This is a genomic window from Mesorhizobium sophorae, assembly GCF_002270415.1.
GTDB classification, from domain to species: domain Bacteria; phylum Pseudomonadota; class Alphaproteobacteria; order Rhizobiales; family Rhizobiaceae; genus Mesorhizobium; species Mesorhizobium sophorae.
In genome coordinates this window covers 113,897-134,088 of record NZ_NNRI01000001.1, presented here as the reverse complement: position 1 = coordinate 134,088, position 20,192 = coordinate 113,897, and the positions used below count along the sequence as shown (strand labels likewise).

Here is a 20,192-nt window from a genome sequence, read left to right as displayed (position 1 = left end):
ACGAGAGGTCCAGCCGTCAGGTCGCGCGCAGCGATGCGGCCTGGGATGCAGCCTGTACATCACCGGCGACTGCCCTCTCTTCATCCGTGGGAATGACAAGCACGTTGACGCTGGAATCGGCGAGGCTGATCACGCCCTCGCCTCTCCGGTTCAACTCATGGTCGATGCCGACGCCGAGCCAACCGGCCGCGGCACCGATCTTCTCCCGGACGAACGGCGCGTTCTCGCCGATGCCGGCCGTGAACACCAGCGTATCCAGACCTCCGAGGGCAGCCGCCAGCGACCCGATCTCGCGCCCGATTCGATAGACGAAGAGATCGATCGCCTCGGCGGCGGCAGGATCCTCGGAACCGATCAGCGTGCGCATGTCTCCGGATATCCCCGACACTCCGAGCAGGCCGGATTGCTCATAGAGAAGCGTGACCAGTTCGTCGTGCGACAGCTTACCGTCCTCCAGCAAATGGAGGATTATCCCTGGGTCCAGGGCGCCGCAACGCGTGCTCATCACCAGGCCGTCCAGCGTCGAAAACCCCATCGTCGTGGCGATACTTCGTCCGGAGTCCATGGCGCAAAGGCTGGCACCACTGCCCAGATGGGCAACGATCGCTCGGCCTCCAGCCCGCGCGCCGTAGCGGTCGCGCAGCTCGGATGCGATATGGCTGTAGGACAGGCCGTGAAAGCCATAGGAAACGATGCCCGTCTCGGTCATCGCGCGCGGCAGGCCGTAGATTTTGGCGACCTCCGGCCGGGCCGAATGGAATGCCGTGTCGAAGCATCCGACCTGGAGGGCTCGCGGCAGGAACTCAGCGGCCAGGGCGACAAGCTCGAGATTGATCCTTTGATGGATTGGCGCGAGCGGCTCGAGCAGGCGCAGTGCCTCGAGCGTGGGCCCGTCGAGCAGCGTCGCTCCGGTGAAATTGCGGCCGCCATGGACGATCCTGTGCCCGACCCTGCCGATGCGACGCAGGAGGTCGCGATCGGCAAGCACAGAGGCGACGGCCACGAAGACCTTGCCAATGTCGATCGGTCCGTCACCCAGGCTTTTGTCTGTCGCCAGCTCACCCGCAGTGGCCTCGACACGCAGCGCGGGTGCCCCGCCAGCGACGAGACGTTGCCGCGCAACAGCAGGGGAAGCGCGTTGCGTTCCTCGAAGACGGCGAACTTCAGGCTGGAGGAGCCGCCATTGAGGACCAGGATAGCGTCTGTCATGCGTTCGTCCTCAACGGCGACCCGTCGACGCCGCACCGGGATCCTGATCCCACTTCCAGCCGAGTATTTCCGGCATGTCCTGGCCATGAGCCCGGATATAGGCTCGATGCTCGAGCAGCTTGCTCTCCATTGCCTGCTTCAGGCCAACCTGCACGCTCCTGAGCTGCGGAACCCAGTCAAGCACGCTTTGCACGAGGTGAAACCGATCGAGGCCGTTCAGGACCGTCATGTCGAAGGGCGTGGTGGTCGTGCCTTCCTCATTGTAACCGCGGACATGGATGTTGTCGTGATTGGTGCGCCGATAGGTCAGCCGGTGGATGGTCCACGGGTAGCCGTGATAGGCGAAGATGACAGGCTTGCCGGTGGTGAACAATGCATCGAAATCGCGGTCCGACAGGCCATGTGGATGATATTCCTTGGGCTGCAGGGTCATCAGGTCCACGACGTTGACCACCCTGATCCTGAGCTCAGGAACGTGATGCCGCAGGATCTGCACCGCCGCCAGCGTTTCGAGCGTCGGAACGTCGCCGGCACACGCCATCACGACGTCTGGCTCGTCGCCGTTCTCGGTCGATGCCCAGTCCCATATGCCGATCCCTGCCCGGCAATGGACGATGGCCTTGTCCATCGGCAGCCATTGCCACGACGGCGGCTTGCCGGCGACGATGACGTTGATGCGGTTCCATGTCTGCAGCACGTGATCGGTCACGCAAAGCAAGGTGTTGGCATCCGGCGGCAGATAGACGCGCACGATGTCGGCCTTCTTGTTGAGGGCGACATCGATGAAGCCGGGATCCTGATGGCTGAAGCCATTGTGTTCCTGGTGCCAGACATGGCTCGACAGCAAATAGTTCAGCGAGGCGACCGGCCGCCGCCACGGGATGTCACGGCAGGCATCAAGCCATTTCGCATGCTGGTTGAACATGGAATCGACGATGTGGATAAACGCCTCGTAGCAGGAAAACAGGCCATGCCGCCCGGTCAAAAGATAGCCTTCGAGCCAGCCCTGGCAGGTGTGCTCGGAGAGGATTTCCATGACCCTGCCGTCGCGGCCGAGATGAACGTCTTCGGGCAGGATCTTTTCCATCCAGGCGCGCTCGGTGGCTTCGAACACGTCCTGAAGCCGGTTCGAGGCCGTCTCGTCAGGGCCGACGATGCGGAAGTTCTTCGCGGCCTCGTTCAGTTCCATCACAGCCCGAAGGAAGCTGCCCATTACACGTGTTGACTCGGCCTTCACCGCGCCGGGCCGAGCGACGGCCACTGCATGGTCCCGCAGCCCGGGCAAATCGAGGGTCCGGCGCAGCAGGCCGCCATTGGCATGCGGATTGGCGCTCATGCGCCGCGCGGCTTGCGGCGTGGTGGCACGGATCGCCTCGACAGGGGCACCAGCGGCATCGAACAACTCATCCGGCCGGTAGCTTTTCAGCCACTCCTCGAGCATCGTCAGATGCGCCGGATTTTCCGCAAGGCCAGACAACGGGACCTGGTGCGCACGCCAGAAGCCTTCGGTCTTCAGCCCGTCGACTTCCTTCGGACCGGTCCAGCCCTTGGGGCTTCGAAGCACGATCATAGGCCACTTCGGCCGCAACCCCGCGTCGGCAGATCCGCCGCGCGCACATTTCTGGATCACTTCGATGCGGTCCAGCGCATCGTCGAGCACTGTTGCCATCCGCTCGTGCATCAACGTCGGGTCATCGCCCTCGACGAAAAGCGGGTCATAGCCATAGCCGGTGAACAGCGCGCGCAGTTCCTCTTCGGGAATGCGGGCAAGGATAGTGGGATTGGCGATCTTGTAGCCGTTCAGATGCAGGATCGGCAGCACTGCCCCGTCACGCGCCGGGTTGAGAAACTTGTTTGAATGCCACGCGGCAGCCAATGGCCCGGTCTCCGCTTCACCGTCACCGACAACGCAGGCAACGACAAGGTCTGGATTGTCGAAGGCTGCGCCAAAGGCATGAGAAAGCGCGTAGCCCAGTTCGCCACCCTCGTGGATCGAGCCCGGCACATCGGGCGCGGCATGGCTTGGAATTCCGCCGGGAAAGGAGAACTGCCGGAACAGTTTGCGCATGCCTTGTTCGTCCAGGGATATGTCCGGACTAAGCTCGCTGTAAGTGCCTTCGAGATAGGCATTGGCGACCATCGCCGGACCGCCATGGCCCGGGCCGCAGACGTAGATCATGTTTGCATCCCTCAGCCGGATGGCGCGGTTGAGATGGGCATAGATGAAACTCAGGCCCGGCGATGTTCCCCAGTGGCCGAGCAGACGCGGCTTCACGTGTTCCAACCGTAAAGGCTCCCGGAGCAGCGGATTGTCGAGCAGGTAGATCTGCCCGATCGTCAGATAGTTGGCGGCGCGCCAGTATGCATTGATGTCGTGCAACTGGCGTTCGGACAGCCGCCTGCCGGGGGTTGCTGTTGTCGTGTGCTCGGTCATGTCTGGCTCCCATAGTCCCCATTTGCGAATGCCGTCGGATCGCGACATGCGCCGCCATTCATCGAAATCGCCGCGAACGGACGACCAACGCATTCGCGCGCCATTCGGTTCATGACCGCCGGACCAGTTTGCAGCGAGGTGGCCATCAACCGGGCGTATGGCGGGCGGTCGTTTGCGCCATTCATAGTGGCGACGAACAGTGCGAGCTTTGATCCACCGCAAACGCGTTTGTATCAGGTGCCGAAGGCCGAACGCCTGGATCACAATGCGTTCTCTGGCTATGGCCGACCCTGCCGAAAATTCCCGGCTGACAACGCTGTCGAAGTCGTCACGACAAGGGGAGTCTAGAGCAGTTTCTGGATAATCACGGTTAGGCATCGTAGCCGGCGTGGGCGAACAGGTTTTCGCATTCTTTGGGGTGGAAACGATCGATGGCGACGGCCACGGCGTCCCATAATTCCGGGATGGACCGGGCTGCTGCCTTTCGCAGTAAAGCCTTCAGCTTGGCGAAGGCCATCTCAATGGGGTTAAAGTCCGGGGAGTAGGGCGGAAGATAGCGAAGGGAAGCCCCCGCAGCCTCGATGATTTCGCGGACACCGACCACTTTATGAGCAGGCAGGTTGTCCATCACGACGACATCGTCGGGTTGAAGCGTCGGCACGAGGACGCGGCGCAAGTAGACCAGGAATGCTTCGCCATCCATGGCGCCGTCCAGGAGCCAGGGCGCGACGATCCCGTCGAGGCGCAGGCCGGCCGTGAAGGTCGTGGATTTCCAGTGCCCATGAGGAACAGCCGCCCGGCAACGCTGTCCACGCGCAGAGCGGCCTCGTAGCCGGGCCATCTTGGTATTGAGGCCACTTTCGTCGATGAAGATCAGGCGGCTCGGATCGAGATCGAGTTGGCCTTCGAACCACTCTTCCCGCGCTGCCAAAACATCCGGTCGCTGCTGTTCGGCCGCGTGCGCTGTCTTTTTTTGTACGTGATGCCACGCTTTGCGAAGAACGCATGGACCGTCGTCAGGCTGGCTTTGACCCCGCGCTCTGCCGCAAGGCGATCGACGATCTCGGCAAGCGTGATGTCCCGCTCATCGGTCTCGACCAAGGCGAGAATGAAAGTCTCGTGCGCGTCCAGCTTCGATACCTTCGGCTTGCCCTGCCGCCCAGGTTCCAGATTGCCGCTCGAACGCCAGGCCCGATACCATGCACCAGACGTCGATATCCCGATGGCAAACCGCCGTGCCGCTTCTCGGGTCGACAGGCCTGCCTCTATCGCCTCGATAACACGCGTCCGCAAATCCAGGCTGTAAGCTCGTGCCATGCCGCTGCTCCTTCCGCAAATCACTTCGATCAGGGAATCAGAACAAGCCGTTCACTGCAAACAAACGACTCCGATTAAGGGAAAACCGCTCTAGGTAGTATCCCGTAGGGACATAACCGAATTTCGCGCGGCGCGGATTCGAGCGATTGCTGTGACACGGATCAACCGGGGAAACAGCCATGCACGCCTACACGACCTCCAAAATTTCGCTGCCGTCGCATTTTGCCCAGCCGAGCCTGCCGGCGGCATTCGACCCGGCCCCAGTGCAGCCGCTTAGCTTCTTTCCCGCCGGTGCGGAAATCTATGCCCAGGGCGAGAAGGCCGGAGCTTTCTACCAAATCGAGTTTGGCGCCGTTCGTGTCTACCGCCTGCTCGCCGATGGTCGCCGGCAGATAAGCGCCTTCCATCTTGCGGGAGAGACATTTGGCTTCGAAGCAGACACGACGCATCATTTCTTCGCCGAAGCAATCAACGCGACCGGGGTCCGGGTCTTCCGCATTGCCGCCGGGGCTGACATGTCCCGTCAGTTGCTGCCGTTGGCGCTTAAGGGGCTGACCAGGGCGCAGGAGCACCTGCTGGTCCTCGGTCGCCAGAACGCCATCGAGCGCGTCGCGGCGTTCCTGGTCGATATGGCAGAGCGCCAAGGCGGGCTTCGGCAGGTCGAGCTGCCGATGTCGCGTGTCGACATTGGCGACTATCTCGGCCTCACCATCGAGACGGTCTCAAGAATATTCACCAGGCTGAAGGAAAAGGGCATCATCCGCTTGGTCAGCCTGCGCTGCGTCGAAATAATCAAACATGATGCGCTTCAGAATATGAGCGAGTGATCGCGGTTTCCATCAAAACAAGGCATTGCACGCCGCCGCATCATGCAAGCGCCGACCTTGCAGGGCAGCGCTTCGATTGAGGGGCTTGGAGGATAGGAGCGTTTGACAAGCGACGCTCTTCAGCCAGCCGCTTGGGCCGACTTGCGCCGCGCATCAACTACCGTCAACCAGACAGCGGAAACGAGGAAGTAGAAGGCGCCGAAGGCCGCATAGGGCGCGATGTTGGTGATGTCGATCGTCGCCGCACTGCCCGCCATCTTCACAAAGAAAATGCCTGCCAGTGCCGACTGAGCGCCGCTCAACACCATTGCCCACTGCGCGCCGGACTTCCAGCGCCTGACCGCGGTTGCAAGCTGAAAAAGGCCCGACAGGACCGCCCAGACGCCGAAGACGGCGAGCACCGTGTTCATATCTTTTCCGAGAGCAATGGCGACTGCCACCGTGGTGATGATGCTGATGACGAAGTTGAGCAACTGCGTCTTGTTGCGGTTCAAGCCGCCGGTGCGCTGGGCGTCGATGAAGTTGGCCAGCGCATCCCAAGCCGGATAGGCGACCAGCATGATGGCTGCCAGGGGAGGCATTGCCTTGGCTACCGTGAAGGCCAGGAGGACCCAGGCGGTCGAAACGGCAAAGCGTGTGAAATAGTAGCTTTTGAGCCAGGCGGTTGAGGATTTGACCAGGTTGGCTTCAGTCATCTTAGCAAGCATTTCGATTTCTCCTTCGCACTTGATATTAATACCTACCTACTAGTAGGTATGTACTGTGACGTCAACCACTTTCTTGGCGGTCTGACGCCGTCCCGGACGGCAGGGGCTGGGCGACCGGAGCTCGGCACGACCGATCAACCAAGCGGCGGCGGAGATCGTGAACCGTATTGGCCATACGAAATGACCGACCCTAAGTTGCTACTTTCAGCACCGATGCACTGGAGGTCTCAACGGTCCCTGTGAGATGCGAATTTGGTTGCGGCGGCTCGCCGCCATGCCGCGCAAATAACTTGTCAGTGAACCTTCGCCGATAAGCGCTGCAAGGTCGACGTCAGGATCGCGCCAAAGATGGCAGGGCTGCCATAGGCACGCGCCGACAACATCGCGCCATGGACAGTCGCCATGAAAGTCTCTGCCTCCTGCTCCGCAGAGCCGGCGAATTTGAGAACGCCCTGTTCAGCGCCCCGCTCCATGACCTTGGTCAACCAGGACGACAGAAATCGAAAGTAGGCCCGCACCTCGACGGCAACCTCAGGCGGGAGTGCCGGGAGTTCGCTGGCAAGCAGCGCGCAGACGCAAAACGGGATGCTCGCGTCTTCAATGCATTTTGCCCAGTAGCCAGCATAGGTTTGAAGCAGTGCAAGCGGGTCAGGGAGTTTACTTTCCAGATCTGCCATGCTGACCTCGGTACGCTCGCGATGACGCGCCACAAGAGTGCGAACAAGGTCGACTTTGCTGGGGAAATGATGGTGGATACTCGCCTTGCGAATCCCCACCACCTCAGCGATATCAGCATAGCTGAAGCCGTTGTAGCCGCCCGAAACAATGAAGTTGCGCGCGGACGAGAGGATCTGATCGGAGGTCATGACAAGATTGCTCATGCAACATGCCTACCTTCTAGTAGGATCGTTGTCAATCGATCTTACTCGTTCACCTAGGGACCGTGGCGCCCCGGCCGCGGGATCAGACGTGTCGGGACGCCGGTTGCTCCCAGGTGCGCCCGGCGTCCCGCTGCTTGCGATCGTTCCCGGTCAGTTGCACCGGGGCGGTATGCAGGGATTGCCGCGCAGCGGCGCGAAAAAGCAGGGGCAATCGCTGCGGCCGGTGCCTCACCGCCCGGTCGACGGTTCATCGAGCCGCCCTCAGCCAAGTGGCTTCGACTGCTGAATCGGGGCCAGCCTGGACTGCGTATCACCCTGAGCCGTTCTGTCGCCGGGATATCCACCACGAATAAGCCACACATGCGAGTGCTGCGGCCAGCAGGATAGCCAGCACCGCCGGGCCGACGCGATCGTCCGACAAGTCGAAAAGAGGCAGCGACACGGTGAGCAGCCCGGCCGCCCGAAAGACGGGGCCGCCGAAACGGTGAGTTCTCGTCCAGACGTCCCGATCCGCAAGGGTCCAGGGTGTTCTGATACCGAACCATCGGTTGGGCTGCAGGAGCGGCATTCGAGCGCCGACGACGATCATGATCACGCCGAGGATGATCGGCATCAGCCGAAGGCGGTTCGTCTGGAATCCAAGCGCCGAAGCCATCAAGAAGGCCTGCAGCAGGATGAGCAGCACAAGGCCGATGAGCCACGCATGGTCCGGCGCAAAACTTCTTGCGGGTTCGCCGGGTGCCTGCCTGTTCTCGACCTGCCGCCCCGGCCACAGGTGCAGAACCATCGACAGCACGGCGAGCAGCGCCGGCGCACCAAGCAATGCGACCCAGCGGCCCGCAAAGACGTCCGCTTCGCCCGACGCCGACCAGTGAACCGCAATGCGTGCATCCGGCGACGTGAAGAGTGCCGCGACGATGCCGCTCAATACCATCACAATGAGCGCTATCAGCCTTCCGTGAATGAGAGATCTCCCTGTTCGACCATTTGCCAGTTCAGACGGCCGGTCCGCGGCGCCGGGTCCGCTCGCGCTACCGCGAAGGAATGCTGCCCCGAATCGGCTTCAGGATCAACGGCATGGCCAAACACGGCCTCGCATTCGATGTGAGCCCAATGTAAACCCTTTCTTAACTCACATTAGCAACGGTTAAATAACGTACTTTTCTTGCCTGAAAACTGGCGATAGGGTAGTAATCTTTAAGTTTCCGCCGCGAATTTGGAAACAATATTACGCTGGAAAACTGACGATTGTCACATTCGAGAGGCATGGCCAACGCGCTCAGCGTAGGGGGAACCTATGGTGTCGCCTTATGCAGATTTCATAAAGAAGCTCCACAGGGACAAAGCGTTCCGGCAGGCATTCGCCGATGATCCGCGCGGCGTTCTTCGCGCGAGCGGGCTCGATCCAGACCTCCTTGACCTGCCTTCCAAGATCGATTTCGACGCGCTGGAACGGCGTATCGACGCGCAAATTTCCTCCGCTCCGCCGGATGCGGCCACACTGAGACATGCGTCGGCACAGGAACTGTGGGACAAGTTCAATTTCATCCGCGTCAACTATGATCTTGCGTCGCCGTCGATCCCAGCGACGAGCATCATCTACGGTACGACGGCAACCACCTCCGTCATATCCCTTGTTTCGGCGCAGGGCAGCGCAGCCCGCACGGATGTGGAGTTGGCGCGTCTCGGCCGGTTGCGCAAATTGACCCGGCTGCCAGCAGCGGCCCTCAGTTTTGCGGTGAGCGGACCGGACGGGAGATCACTGCACGGCCTCGGCATCGAAGCGATCAAGGCGCTGGTCGACCGCCTGCGCTGAGCGGCCCGACGCCCGCAAGCATGCGATGAACAAGGAGCTTGGCATGGGAACCGAAGCGGCGAGTTTCATCAACCGGTTGCGCAAGGACAAGGACTTTCGCCACCGCTTTGTCCAATCGCCCAAGGACGTGTTGTCCGAAGAGGGGCTGAACCCCGACGTGCTGGCGCTTCCCGACCGCATCAATGAACGGGATCTGCTGAAGAAACTCGAACACGTGTTTTCGGGGCGAGAGTGGCAAGACGAGTTCGCACGGGCCAAGCCGGAGACGTTGACGGCAGGGGAGTTGTGGGAGCGGTTCGGCGTGATCGGCTGGAAGGGTTCGGCAGCCGGGGGCGGCAAATCCGGGATCGACGTGTCGGTTGCCTCGGCGGTGGTCATCTACGGCGTCTCCGTGGTGACGTCCTCATCTACCCAGGTGGCGGCAGCCGGATCATTGGCCATGACATCGGTCGAGCAGTTGAGGTCACTGCGCGAACTGGCTCGCGTTCCCAAGGAGAAGCTCAGCTTCTCCATCGTCGGGCCGGATGGCGTTGCCATCGAGGGCGTGAACGCCGACATGCTCGCCGCCTTTCTCGCACGTGTGAAGTGATGGTGCACAGCAATGCTTGACGTCTACGATGGTGATCCGACGAAGACGGTGCGCTGGTGGTCCGGCCCGTCCGAGCCACCACGCGTCTGCGTCTGGGAAATCACGCTGAAGTGCGATCTCGGATGCCGGCATTGCGGTTCGCGGGCAGGCGCCGAACGCCCTGGTGAGCTGACGCTCGAGGAGGCCCTCGACACCGTGAAGCAGCTTGCGGCGCTTGGCGTTCGCGAGGTCACTCTCATCGGCGGCGAGGCCTATTTGCGGGATGACTGGGTCGACATCGCCAGTGCAGTCACCAAGGCCGGAATGGCCTGCACCATGGTGACGGGCGGCTATCGCTTTGATGATTTCCGCATCCAGGAAGCGCTCGCGGCCGGCATCAGGCGGATCGGCGTGTCGATCGACGGCATCGGCGCGACGCACGACCACCTTCGCGGCCGCATCGGCAGCTACGAAGCAGCACTCGACGCAGCAAGACGGATCATGGCCACTGGCCGGATCGGCCTCAGCGTCAACACCCAGATCAACCGGCTTAGCCTGCCGGAATTGCCGGCGCTTGCCGACCTGTTGGTCGAGATCGGCGCGAGCGCCTGGCAAGTGCAATTGACGGTCGCGCTCGGCCGCGCGGCAGACCGCCCGGACCTTCTGCTGCAGCCCTACGATATGCTCAACGTGATGCCGCTGCTCGCAAGGCTCAAGCGGACGGTGCTGGAGCCGGGCGGCGTCCAGCTCTTCCCTGGCAACAACATCGGCTATTTCGGTCCGCACGAGCCCTATCTGCGCTACGGCGGCGCCGACGGGCATACATGGAGCGGTTGCCTCGCGGGCCAGGCTGCGCTGGGCCTTGAAGCCGATGGCACATTGAAGGGCTGTCCCTCCTTGCCGAGCGCCGACTATGGTGCGGGCTCGGTGCGCACCAGCTCGATCGAGGACATGTGGCGGTCGAGTGAGCGTATACGCGGCCTCGGCGCCAGGACGCGCTCCGATCTGTGGGGGTTCTGCGCCACCTGCGAACACGCCGATCGCTGCAAGGCCGGCTGCACATGGACGGCACATGCGCTGTTCGGGCGTCCCGGGAACAACCCGTTCTGCCACCACCGGGCACTGACGCTCGCGGGCCAGGGCCTGCGCGAGCGGATCCGTCTGGTCGAGCGTGCCCCCGGCGTGCCGTTCGACTACGGCCGCTTCGAGATCATCGAGGAGCCGCTGGATGGCGAGGAAGGCGATCAAGGCGGGCTCGAGGAGCTTGCCGCGCTCGCGACGCTCTTGGGCGCGGCCGGCAGCGGTGTCTGGTCGAACGCCGGGCTGCGGGCGGCGACGGCAAAGACGGCGCAGCCCCGTCACCGGGAGGCCGCGCCATGAATGCACCCGGCACAGACGTTCAACGTCCGCTCGAACTGGGAATCATGTTCACGCACCGTTGCCCGATCGCCTGCCGCCATTGCGGCATCCTTTCCGGCCCGGACAATTTCGACAGCATGGCCATGGAATTGGCGGAGCGCTGCATCACCGAGGCGGCCTCACTCGATCCCAGGCCGTCGACGATCGTCTTCACCGGCGGCGAGCCGATGATGTACCCGCACCACCTGGAGCGCCTGCTTGGCGTGGCCAACCAGCTGGGATTTGCGACACGGGTGATCACCAACGGTTTTTGGGGCCGCAATCAAGCCACCGGCCGGCGCCTTCTCTACCGGCTCCAGCTCGCCGGGCTTGATTCCCTCAATTTCAGTGCCGACAAATTTCACCTGGAATTCCTTCCGGCCGAGGTTTTCCGTCGCGCAATCGAGATCGCCTGGGAAGCAGGCTTTCCGGTCATCGTCAACACGGTCCTCAATATGCCGGGCGATCCTGTCGCCCTGTTCTCGCAACTTTACGGCATCCCCACCGAGAAGATCCGCCTCTTCGACGAGGACGAGTTCATCAGGCAGGTGGCTACCGATACCGTGCCGCCCGAATTGACCCAGATGGTGAACCTCTCGTTTGGCAGGCTTGTCGGCCTTGGACGCGCCGCCGAATACCCCGAAGAGCATTACCGCTCGGATCTCGCCACCTACACGTATACGCCTTGCCAAGAAGTGGTGAACCGACCGGTCATCTACCCCGACGGCAGTTTTCAGGCGTGCTGCTGCGCCGGCGGCAAGATCGCGAGCTTCACGGTCGGCAACGTGCGTGAGCGTTCGCTCGCGGATCTGTTTGACGCGATGCAAACGCGGACGCATTTCCGGTTCATAAATCAGTTCGGTCCGCGCGCACTCCATGAGGCGATTGCGGAAATGAGCCCAGATCGCTCCTCCGACCCTGACGGCTACGCCTCGATTTGCGACGTCTGCGTCGCGGCCACGAAAGGCTTGTGCGCGAAGGAAGTCGATGCGCGCCTCGATCATTGGCTGCTCAAGCGATTTCTCGAGAAGGATGAAATCTCGGCCGCGAGCGAACCGAAGCGGTCGGAGCTGGCGGAGCGTGACGAGGAAGGCGTGATCGCGGCCGGCTTTTTCGACACCGGCCGGCGACTGCCTGGCGCGCCGGAAGATATGAAAATTTCAACTGGATCGCTTGAAAATGTAATATGAGTAACATATAATAAAAAAGTCTTGAAAAGTGCTGAAACCTGCGCTGATATTTAGTCGGCGCGGCATTTATATTTGTATACACAACAGATATATCTCGAATCTCTTAGTCGGTATTTCTTAGTGCGGGTGTAATTCTGTGGCCAGGACGGATTTTCGGAGCATCGGTGGTTATATCGATGCGGCAGGAGCGGCGTCCCATGAGTATGCTTTCTCCAGTTGACCAAGCGACGTCGTCGACCGTCGCGTGCTGTCTTGAGCTGGAAATACGCGACGAAGACGGACGGCTTCCGCAAGGAAACATGTTCCCGGTACTGACCCATCTCGACAGCGGACGCACATGGCGCATCCTTCGCTACGCCCGCGCCTTCGACGGTTTACTGTTCAGGGCTTTGCCGCCCGGCAAGTTCAGACTGCATGTTGCGAGCCCGCGGCACGAAACGGTGGAGATGGAGATCATGCTTGCCGCGGGTGGGCGCGAGCGGATCAATCTGCAACTGAAAAGAAAGCCGGGGCGCCAACCGCTGATCATCGATATCGGGGCCGACGAGGATACGCTGATCCCTGCCCGCCATTCGGTCTCTCGGCTCGTATCCTGTCTCCTCAGCGATCGCGCCGTCCTCAATGCGGTCGAGGCGCCGCTTGATGCGTCGGATGCGATCGAAAAAAGCGAGCGGCACCATGTCCGGCGGCTGCTTTGCATAGGATTTCCCACCCCGCGCCGGCCGCTTGCCCAGCGGCTGTTCTGGAGCATTGTCGACCGGCGCTGCCGTCTCGAGGCATTGCTCGCCACGGTGTTCGCCAATGAGGCGGTCACCGAAATGCTGAATTGTGAACCAGCTCAGGTGGCGGATGAAGCGCGGACGGCAGTCGACGGACTGGACCGCCTGGATATCGCCGACGCGTTGATGATGCTGGCGCTCTACAGCGCGCCATGGAAGGCGGTGATGTCCGAGGTTTGCCGCACCCAGGCCGGAATTCGCGACGTGCTGATTCCGGCCGGCCTTGCCCACATGCTGCAGCCCGATGCAAACCCGGCAATTCCGACGCGGCCGAGCGCGCGCGGGCGTTGGGCCGGCGAGCCGTCCGACCAGACCGTGCTCGAGGCAGGTCCGCTGATAGCGCGCATCGCCCTGGTGATAGCTGGCGCGTCCGAGGCACAGCCGGCCTATTTCGCAATGTTCGACCCTGTCATCAGACAGATGCGGGAGGGCAACGCATGAACGCCGGCAGGAAACCAACCACGCTGACCTTGCTGACGTCCTACCAATGCACGGCGGCCTGCGAGAACTGCTGCTTCGCTTCGCATCCCGGGATCGCGGAGAAACTGCCGTTGTGGCGAATGCTCGATGCCATTGAGCAGGCGGCGGAGATGCCGTCGATGAAGCTTGTGGTTTTCTCCGGCGGGGAATGCTTCATGCTGGAAGATGAGCTTGTCGTGGCGGTTGCGCGCTGCACCGAGCGAGGGCTCGCCAGCCGGTGTGTCACCAACGGCTATTGGGCGAAGTCGGTGCAAGCCGCGCACGCACGCCTCGAGCCGCTCTACAGGGCTGGCCTGCGTGAAATCAACTTGAGCACCGGCGACCACCATCAGCAGTTCGTACCGGTCGAGCGCATCGCCTATGGCGCAGCCGCAGCGATCAGGCTCGGCATGAATGCCGTTGTCGTGGTGGAACGCGAAATGGACCGGACTTTTCATGCCCAGGGACTGCTCTCTCATCCGGAGATGGCAGCGATCCGCGACCATCCCAACCTCATTGTGTTCGACAGTCCCTGGATGGCGATGGAGGATCGCGATTCCGTGCGGCATGGCCCCGCCAGCCTGACCAACCACCTGAACATTCACCGCCGCGCGCCCTGTGAAAGCGTTCTGGACACGATGGTGGTCAATCCGCGCGGCGAGGTCGGCGCCTGCTGCGGTTTGACGCGCGAACAGATTCCCGAAATGCAGATCGGATCGCTTCAAGACGCAACGCTCGTGGAACTCGCGGAAGCCGCCGGCAATGATTTCCTGAAGATATGGCTCGCGGTAGAGGGGCCGGAGCACATACTCGCCTGGGCTTCCACGATCGATCCACGCATCGACTGGGAGAACCGTTTCAATCATCACTGTGACGCATGCCGCGCGCTCTATGACGATGCATTGGTGCGCGACGTGCTTGCCCACCATTGGCGCGAGCGGCGCGACGACGTCCTTTACCGTTATCGGCTGGCTCATCAAAAACCCGAGGCAGAATGGCCGGACCAGTCCACCCGGCATACGCCAATCGCCTCATCCCGGCAGGAGGCCATAGACCATGCATGATAGCGATCTCATCAGAAAACTCGTCAGCGATAACCCTCCGGAAAAAGTCAGGAACCTGTCAGAAAGACTTGCGTCCGACCCGAGCCTGCTCGAGAAATTCGTCGACAAACCGTCAGCGGTGCTGAAGGATCACGGCCTTGCGGTGAGCGGCGATATCAAGCTCGGCGACCGTGAAAAGGCGATGATCCGGATGTTCTCCGATCCTCGCGTCATCGAATTGTACAACAGCGGCAAGATCGACGACCTGCGCGCCCACATCACGGACAAGTACAGGGAAATCGTGATCACCAATCCCGGCGACACCCACGCAGTGGCGGTCGCGGACTTCGACGTGGCTATCGAGGTCGAGGTCGTCGCCGTTGCGGTGGCCGTCGCGGCGATCGTTGTGGCGGGTGCAGCCGACAGGTTTTCCAAGCTGGCAACGATCGAGGCCGAGGCGGGAATTCTCAGCGCCAAGGTGGCGGCGCTCGAGGCTCGGGTCAATCTTGTCGACAAGCTCGATGCGAAGGTCACCCGTCTCGAGCAGCGCATTCGCTGACGCGGCATCACCGGGTGAACGCCCATAGCGTTCACCCCCGTGTCTTCGTCCGTGTGGACACCGGAGGGCTGGTATGCGGCAAAGGGAACTGTTGCGGGAATTTGTGACGGCACCTCCACCGGTCGGGCTGGCCCGGCTGCGCGACGACATCGCTGCCGACCGCAGAGTGCTCGACAGTTTCTGCGATCATCCCGGAACGGTGTTGCGGACCTATGGCGTGGACGCCGACCAGACGATTGCGCTTGGCGACCGCGAGAAGGCAATAATCCGGCTGTTCTTCGACCCTCAGGTGGTCGAACTGCATAGCCGCGGGGAACTAGACCGGCTGCGCGAATACATCCTTGCGCATCATCCTGAAGTCGGCATCGCCAACCCGACCGATCTCGCCGGGGCGTTTGCCTATGTCGACGTCGACGTGGCGATCATTGCCGAAGCCGTGGCAGTGGCGGTTGCGGTGACAGCGATCGCCGTCACCGGCTCCTTCAAGTCTGGAAGCACGGTTGGCAAGGCGATCGAGCCTCTCGCCGCGCGCATTTCGGTTCTGGAGAGCCGGTTGGCGAGCCTGTCGCGGCTGGAAGTCCGCCTCGCCGAACTGGATCGGCGAACACAGCAAGCCTCGGAGGCCGCCAATGCGAAAGGCCGCTAATTCGAAAGTGCTGCTGTGCGTGATGCCGTTCCTGCCGATCGAAAGGCCGGCCCTGGGCGTAAGCCTGTTTGCCGCGCGTCTGCGACAGCAAGGCATTGCATGCGACGTATTCTACGCCAATCACCGCTTTGCCGACCGCATCGGCTTTCCGCTCTATCAGAGGATCGCGCAAAGCGCTCCGACGCACGACCTGCCGGGGGAATGGGTGTTCAGCCGCGCACTTTGGAGACACGACGCGCTACCCGACGAGGCCTTCGATAGATATGCCAGGACCACGCCGGGCGATTACTACCCCAATGCCTTCCTGGGCCAGATCCGCTACGCACGGGAGCAGGCTCCCCAGTACATCGACGATCTGGCGGAAGCGATCGACCTTCAAGACGTCGACATTGTCGGTTTCTCGAGCACCTTTCAGCAGAACCTCGCAAGCCTTGCCATGGCCAAGGCGCTCAAGGCGCGCGCGCCAAACCTCCATGTCGTGTTCGGCGGCGCCAATTGCGAGGGTGAGATGGGGCTTGAACTGCATCGCAGCTTCACCTTCATCGACGCGGTCTGCCGCGGCGAGTCCGATACGAGTTTTCCGCAGTTGATCGAGGCCGTTCGCAAAGGTGCGGACATGTCCACCATTGGCGGCCTTGTCTATCGTGGCGCGGGAGGCGAAACGGTCGAGAGCCTCGTGCCACAAGCTGCGATCCGCGACATGGACAGCCTCCCCTTCCCCGATCACAGCGATTTCCTCGCCGCGTTCGAGCGGTCCACGGTGCCGCAATTCATCGAACCGGAGCTGACCATCGAAACCTCGCGCGGATGCTGGTGGGGCGAAAAGCACCACTGCACCTTTTGCGGCCTCAACGGTCTCGGTATCGGCTACCGTGCAAAGTCGGCGGACCGCGCGCTGGCCGAGTTCCGCCATCTGCGCGACAGCACGGGGATTCATACCTTTTTCGCAACCGACAACATTGTCGACATGCGCTACTTCGCGACGGTGTTTCCGTCCCTGGTGGAGGACGGCACCAAGCTGCAGCTGTTCTACGAAACCAAGGCAAACCTCAAGAAGGACCAGATCGGGGTTCTCAGGCGCCTGGGAACGACCTGGATGCAGCCCGGAATCGAGCACCTGAACACGCATGTGCTCAAGCTCATGGACAAGGGCATTCGCGGCATCCAGAATGTGCAGACCTTGAAATGGGTCCGCCAGCACAAGATGCTGGTCACCTGGAACGTTCTCTGCGGCTTTCCCGGGGAACGGCCGGAGGACTATGAGGAAGCCATCCGTTTCATGCGGTCGATACGTCACCTGACCCCACCGTCGTCCTTCGCTGCGTTTCGGCTGGACCGATTCTCGCCGATGTTCGATCGGCCGGACGATTTCGGGCTTTCCGACATCAAGCCATACCCATCCTATGACCTTTGCTACCCGGGCGTTTCACCAGGTGCACGGGCGCGCATCGCCTATTTCTTCACCTACCGCGGGACCACCGACGCGCAGACGCTGGAGGGGATCAATCGCGCCTGGCGCGAGGCGCAGGACTGGAAGCAGGAGCACCGGCACGCCGCGCTGAGCGCTATCGTCGGCACCGATCTGGTTACGATCATCGACCTGCGGCCGGATCACCCGGTTCGCCCTTACATATTGGTAGGGGACGATCGGCTCGTCTATCTCGGCCTCGACAGCATTCAATCCATTGCTTCTCTCACCGCCAATTTGCGCGGCGTTGCGCCCGATCGCGCATGGGACGAGGAAACCGTGGCCAAAACGGTGCAAGGCTTCATCCAAAACGACCTCGTTCTCCAGGAGGACGATCTCTACCTTGCGCTGGCGATCCAAGTTGCCGCCGACACGAGCCAGGATGCCGAGCACGTCGATATGGCGGCGCCATCGATGCGCTTTGCCCGACAAGACGAAGCGGCGGTGACCTGAGCCGGTGCAATGAAGCCAATCGATTTGCCTCGCATGGAGGGTTTCCAAATTTTGCTTCGCGGCGAACTCTTCGTCGAACAGGCGCGGCGGCGCGTATCGTCGACCGTCGACGAATATCATTGGACCACGCACGCCGAGAAGGTTGGCGGACCCAAGCCTGTTCAAGAAGCGGCAGTCATTGAAATCGGTAATGACGGCAAGGTTGCGAACTATTCGCTGTTTTCATCCGGCGCCGTGCTTCACCGCGCCGTTTTCGGTCAGAACCGCGCGCTCCTTACCTTGCGCGACGGCAACGAGCATGAGTTGGCGCTGACTGCCGCACCCGACCTCGTGCTTCAACAGAATTTACTTCTCCAGCTTTCGCGCTGTCTTGCCGCGCTCGATCGCGATGAAGGTCCACGCAAACTTCACTACTTTTCGCCCGAAGCGCTGGCAGTGCGCGAGTTCGACGTCGCGCCTGCCGGAGCGCTGGACTGGGAGACGTCGATCGGCATACGGCTCAACATGAGCGCCAGTGGCGCCCTGGTTTCCGCCGTGGCAATGGACGAGAAGGGAACGCTTATCGGGCGGGCGAGCACGCCGGTGTTCCACGCGGCGCCGATTGAGACCCTTCGCGGCGCCGAGGAAAGCATCGAACCACCACCGCCTCCCCCTGGCATCGACCGCGAAGAAGTTACGATCGAAAGCGAGGATATCACGCTGCACGGCCTGTTCGTGCACGGACGTGAACCGGCCGGGCCTAGTCCGGCCTGCCTGTTCCTGAATGGGTCGGGCTCCATCACCCGCTGGGGCGGTGCGCCCGGCATGCGCCTGAAGACACTCGAGACGATGGATGCGCTCGCGCAAGTCGGCGTAGCCAGCCTGGCGATAGATGCGCGCGGAGCAGGCAAAACCGGATTCGGCAAGGCTGACCGCCCCTTGGGCGCGACGCGGCTGGCCGATGCCGCCGCCGCCTGGCGCTGGCTCGCCGCGCGCGCCGACATCGATGCCCTGCATCTTTTCGCAGCCGGTCATAGCCTTGGCGCCCTTGTGATCCTGCAGCTGTTGTCGGCCGACCCGGCCCTGGCGCCGGCCGGCCTGATCCTGCTTGCGCCCCCGGGCAGGCCGTTGCGCGACATCCTGATGGAACAGAATGCACGCGAGAGCGCACGCCTGCAGGTGTCGGAGGAAGAGGCCGGCAAGCGAGACGCGGCACTACGGCAGTGGCTAGACCGGGAAGCAAGGACAGATGGCGCGGAACTGCGGCTCGGGGGCCTGAGACCGCTCACCGATCCGGCCGTTCTCGAAACCGATCCACGCGCAGCGGTTGGAGCCGTCCGCTGTCCGATGCTGATCTTGCACGGCGACAAAGACATTCAGACATCGGCAGACCGTGATGCCAAAGCGCTGCACCGCGCCGCCCGCAGCCACAATGTCCGCTCCACATACAACGAAATCCACAACGCCGACCATCTATTCCGGCTCGAGCCCGAAGTGTCGACGCCGGAGCGTTACCGCCAGGATCTGCCACCGAACCCGGAGTACCTCGCAGCCGTTGCTGAATGGATTGCCGGACTTGCTGCCAGTGCACCCAAACCGCGACGTTGACGCCGAGTGCGTCACGCTTGGCCAAATACATTCTGGCGAAGCGTTCGATTGTAGATAGCAATTCTCGGCACCTGACCTCAGTCATGGCGCCTGTCGCAAATTTTTTGCAGTATTTCTTTCTATAACAATTTTATTTTAATAATACAGATTAAAATAAATCTGTTGACGATGAGCATTGCAAACTTTAAGTTGCTTGTGCGGCGCAGATGCGAGCCGCTAGAGCGTAGTGAAGCCGTCCGATTTGGAGGCCGATCAGGAGTCTGTTTGTCTTGGAAGCGACAGACGGGACCGTTCGGCAACGCTACGACTAGTTTTTTTCGGGAGGGCCGGCATGGTCCGACGTAGAAGTCGCGCGTCCGACGAAGTCGCTTCCAAGCGACGTTCTGCGCCTGAGCCGTCAGAGGGCCCACGATCGCGGGAGCTCGCCATGAGTGCTGAAAATGCCTATTCGAACTACTGCCTGAAAGGGTTTGAGGTGGCGCAGCAATATGCAGCGCGCGCCCAGGAACTCTACGGCCGCAGCCGCCAGCAGCTGGAAGAGGCCGAAGTCCCGGCCCGTGATCAACTCCAACAAATCATGGCCTCGTGGCAGCGGGCGTTGAGCGAGGCTGGCAACGGCGACGACGCGCAACAGCGCGCCGCCTCTGCATGGCTCGATCACGCGCGCCAGTACGGGCAAGTGATCAGCAAGCATCAGAACAGCGTCGGGCAGACCATGAAGGACTTGGGCGAGCAGTTGGCGTCCGCATATGACGAAGCCCAGCAAAAGGCACGCGCGAATTTTTCGGACTACCTGGCCGACCTGCAGACACTGGCGAGCGGCAAATCCGACGAATGACATTGCTCTGTTT

General features: G+C 61.8%; 18 protein-coding genes. 12 read left to right on the top strand and 6 right to left on the bottom strand.

Features of this window, described 5'->3' with window-relative positions:
• Positions 1 to 16: 16 nt before the first annotated feature.
• From CGZ66_RS00515 to CGZ66_RS00505, 3 genes are all read right to left on the bottom strand, one after another.
• Entirely contained in the window at positions 17 to 1,003 is a 987-nt protein-coding gene (locus tag CGZ66_RS00515; RefSeq protein ID WP_245330947.1) for an acetate/propionate family kinase, read from the bottom strand.
• Positions 1,004 to 1,219: 216 nt separating this feature from the next.
• Positions 1,220 to 3,643, bottom strand: coding sequence for a phosphoketolase family protein (locus CGZ66_RS00510; RefSeq protein ID WP_095081028.1), 2,424 nt, complete (start codon positions 3,641 to 3,643; stop codon positions 1,220 to 1,222).
• A gap of 370 nt (positions 3,644 to 4,013) precedes the next feature.
• A protein-coding gene (locus tag CGZ66_RS00505) for an IS630 family transposase (protein WP_417568608.1) occupies positions 4,014 to 4,960 on the bottom strand; the annotation gives its coding sequence in 2 pieces (ribosomal slippage) (positions 4,014 to 4,616 and positions 4,619 to 4,960; 945 coding nt in all).
• A 179-nt stretch (positions 4,961 to 5,139) separates the two neighbouring features.
• On the opposite strand from CGZ66_RS00505, the gene CGZ66_RS00500 reads away from it, so the two are divergent.
• The gene (locus CGZ66_RS00500; RefSeq protein WP_095080457.1) at positions 5,140 to 5,787 is read left to right on the top strand and encodes a helix-turn-helix domain-containing protein; all 648 of its coding nucleotides are present in this window, start codon (positions 5,140 to 5,142) and stop codon (positions 5,785 to 5,787) included.
• 119 nt (positions 5,788 to 5,906) lie between these two features.
• On the opposite strand, the gene CGZ66_RS00495 is transcribed toward CGZ66_RS00500, so the two are convergent.
• From CGZ66_RS00495 to CGZ66_RS00485, 3 genes are all read right to left on the bottom strand, one after another.
• Complete coding sequence (locus CGZ66_RS00495; RefSeq protein ID WP_095080456.1) at positions 5,907 to 6,494, bottom strand: DUF308 domain-containing protein; 588 nt, start codon at positions 6,492 to 6,494, stop codon at positions 5,907 to 5,909.
• Positions 6,495 to 6,787: 293 nt separating this feature from the next.
• Positions 6,788 to 7,375 carry a TetR/AcrR family transcriptional regulator gene (locus CGZ66_RS00490; RefSeq protein ID WP_095080455.1) on the bottom strand — a complete coding sequence of 196 codons (588 nt, stop codon included), beginning with the start codon at positions 7,373 to 7,375 and terminating at the stop codon, positions 6,788 to 6,790.
• 310 nt (positions 7,376 to 7,685) lie between these two features.
• On the bottom strand, positions 7,686 to 8,309 hold the full coding sequence (locus CGZ66_RS00485; protein WP_095080453.1) for an SdpI family protein: 624 nt from the start codon (positions 8,307 to 8,309) through the stop codon (positions 7,686 to 7,688).
• A 363-nt stretch (positions 8,310 to 8,672) separates the two neighbouring features.
• Here CGZ66_RS00485 and CGZ66_RS00480 point away from each other — a divergent pair, with 363 nt between their 5' ends.
• The 11 genes from CGZ66_RS00480 to CGZ66_RS00430 all read left to right on the top strand — a co-directional run bounded on the left by CGZ66_RS00480 (position 8,673) and on the right by CGZ66_RS00430 (position 20,179).
• The gene (locus tag CGZ66_RS00480) at positions 8,673 to 9,191 is read left to right on the top strand and encodes a hypothetical protein (RefSeq protein ID WP_095080452.1); all 519 of its coding nucleotides are present in this window, start codon (positions 8,673 to 8,675) and stop codon (positions 9,189 to 9,191) included.
• A gap of 43 nt (positions 9,192 to 9,234) precedes the next feature.
• Positions 9,235 to 9,780, top strand: a complete 546-nt coding sequence (locus CGZ66_RS00475; RefSeq protein WP_143748630.1) for a hypothetical protein — start codon at positions 9,235 to 9,237, stop codon at positions 9,778 to 9,780.
• A 12-nt stretch (positions 9,781 to 9,792) separates the two neighbouring features.
• A complete protein-coding gene (locus CGZ66_RS00470) occupies positions 9,793 to 11,139 on the top strand; it encodes a radical SAM/SPASM domain-containing protein (RefSeq protein ID WP_095080450.1) in 1,347 nt (448 codons plus the stop codon).
• The gene (locus CGZ66_RS00465; protein WP_095080449.1) at positions 11,136 to 12,347 is read left to right on the top strand and encodes a radical SAM/SPASM domain-containing protein; all 1,212 of its coding nucleotides are present in this window, start codon (positions 11,136 to 11,138) and stop codon (positions 12,345 to 12,347) included. Before CGZ66_RS00470 ends, CGZ66_RS00465 begins: the two co-directional genes overlap by 4 nt.
• Positions 12,348 to 12,646: 299 nt before the next feature.
• Positions 12,647 to 13,567: a carboxypeptidase-like regulatory domain-containing protein gene (locus CGZ66_RS00460; RefSeq protein WP_095080447.1), complete on the top strand. Its 921-nt coding sequence runs from the start codon at positions 12,647 to 12,649 to the stop codon at positions 13,565 to 13,567.
• Entirely contained in the window at positions 13,564 to 14,649 is a 1,086-nt protein-coding gene (locus tag CGZ66_RS00455; protein WP_095080445.1) for a radical SAM protein, read from the top strand. Before CGZ66_RS00460 ends, CGZ66_RS00455 begins: the two co-directional genes overlap by 4 nt.
• Complete coding sequence (locus tag CGZ66_RS00450; protein ID WP_095080443.1) at positions 14,642 to 15,187, top strand: hypothetical protein; 546 nt, start codon at positions 14,642 to 14,644, stop codon at positions 15,185 to 15,187. The genes CGZ66_RS00455 and CGZ66_RS00450 overlap by 8 nt, the downstream gene beginning before the upstream one ends.
• A gap of 73 nt (positions 15,188 to 15,260) precedes the next feature.
• Complete coding sequence (locus CGZ66_RS00445) at positions 15,261 to 15,833, top strand: hypothetical protein (RefSeq protein WP_095080440.1); 573 nt, start codon at positions 15,261 to 15,263, stop codon at positions 15,831 to 15,833.
• A complete protein-coding gene (locus CGZ66_RS00440; protein WP_095080438.1) occupies positions 15,817 to 17,754 on the top strand; it encodes a RiPP maturation radical SAM C-methyltransferase in 1,938 nt (645 codons plus the stop codon). The genes CGZ66_RS00445 and CGZ66_RS00440 overlap by 17 nt, the downstream gene beginning before the upstream one ends.
• Positions 17,755 to 17,805: 51 nt before the next feature.
• On the top strand, positions 17,806 to 19,341 hold the full coding sequence (locus CGZ66_RS00435; protein WP_167391933.1) for an alpha/beta hydrolase family protein: 1,536 nt from the start codon (positions 17,806 to 17,808) through the stop codon (positions 19,339 to 19,341).
• Positions 19,342 to 19,768: 427 nt separating this feature from the next.
• On the top strand, positions 19,769 to 20,179 hold the full coding sequence (locus tag CGZ66_RS00430) for a hypothetical protein (RefSeq protein ID WP_095080432.1): 411 nt from the start codon (positions 19,769 to 19,771) through the stop codon (positions 20,177 to 20,179).
• Positions 20,180 to 20,192 lie beyond the last annotated feature (13 nt).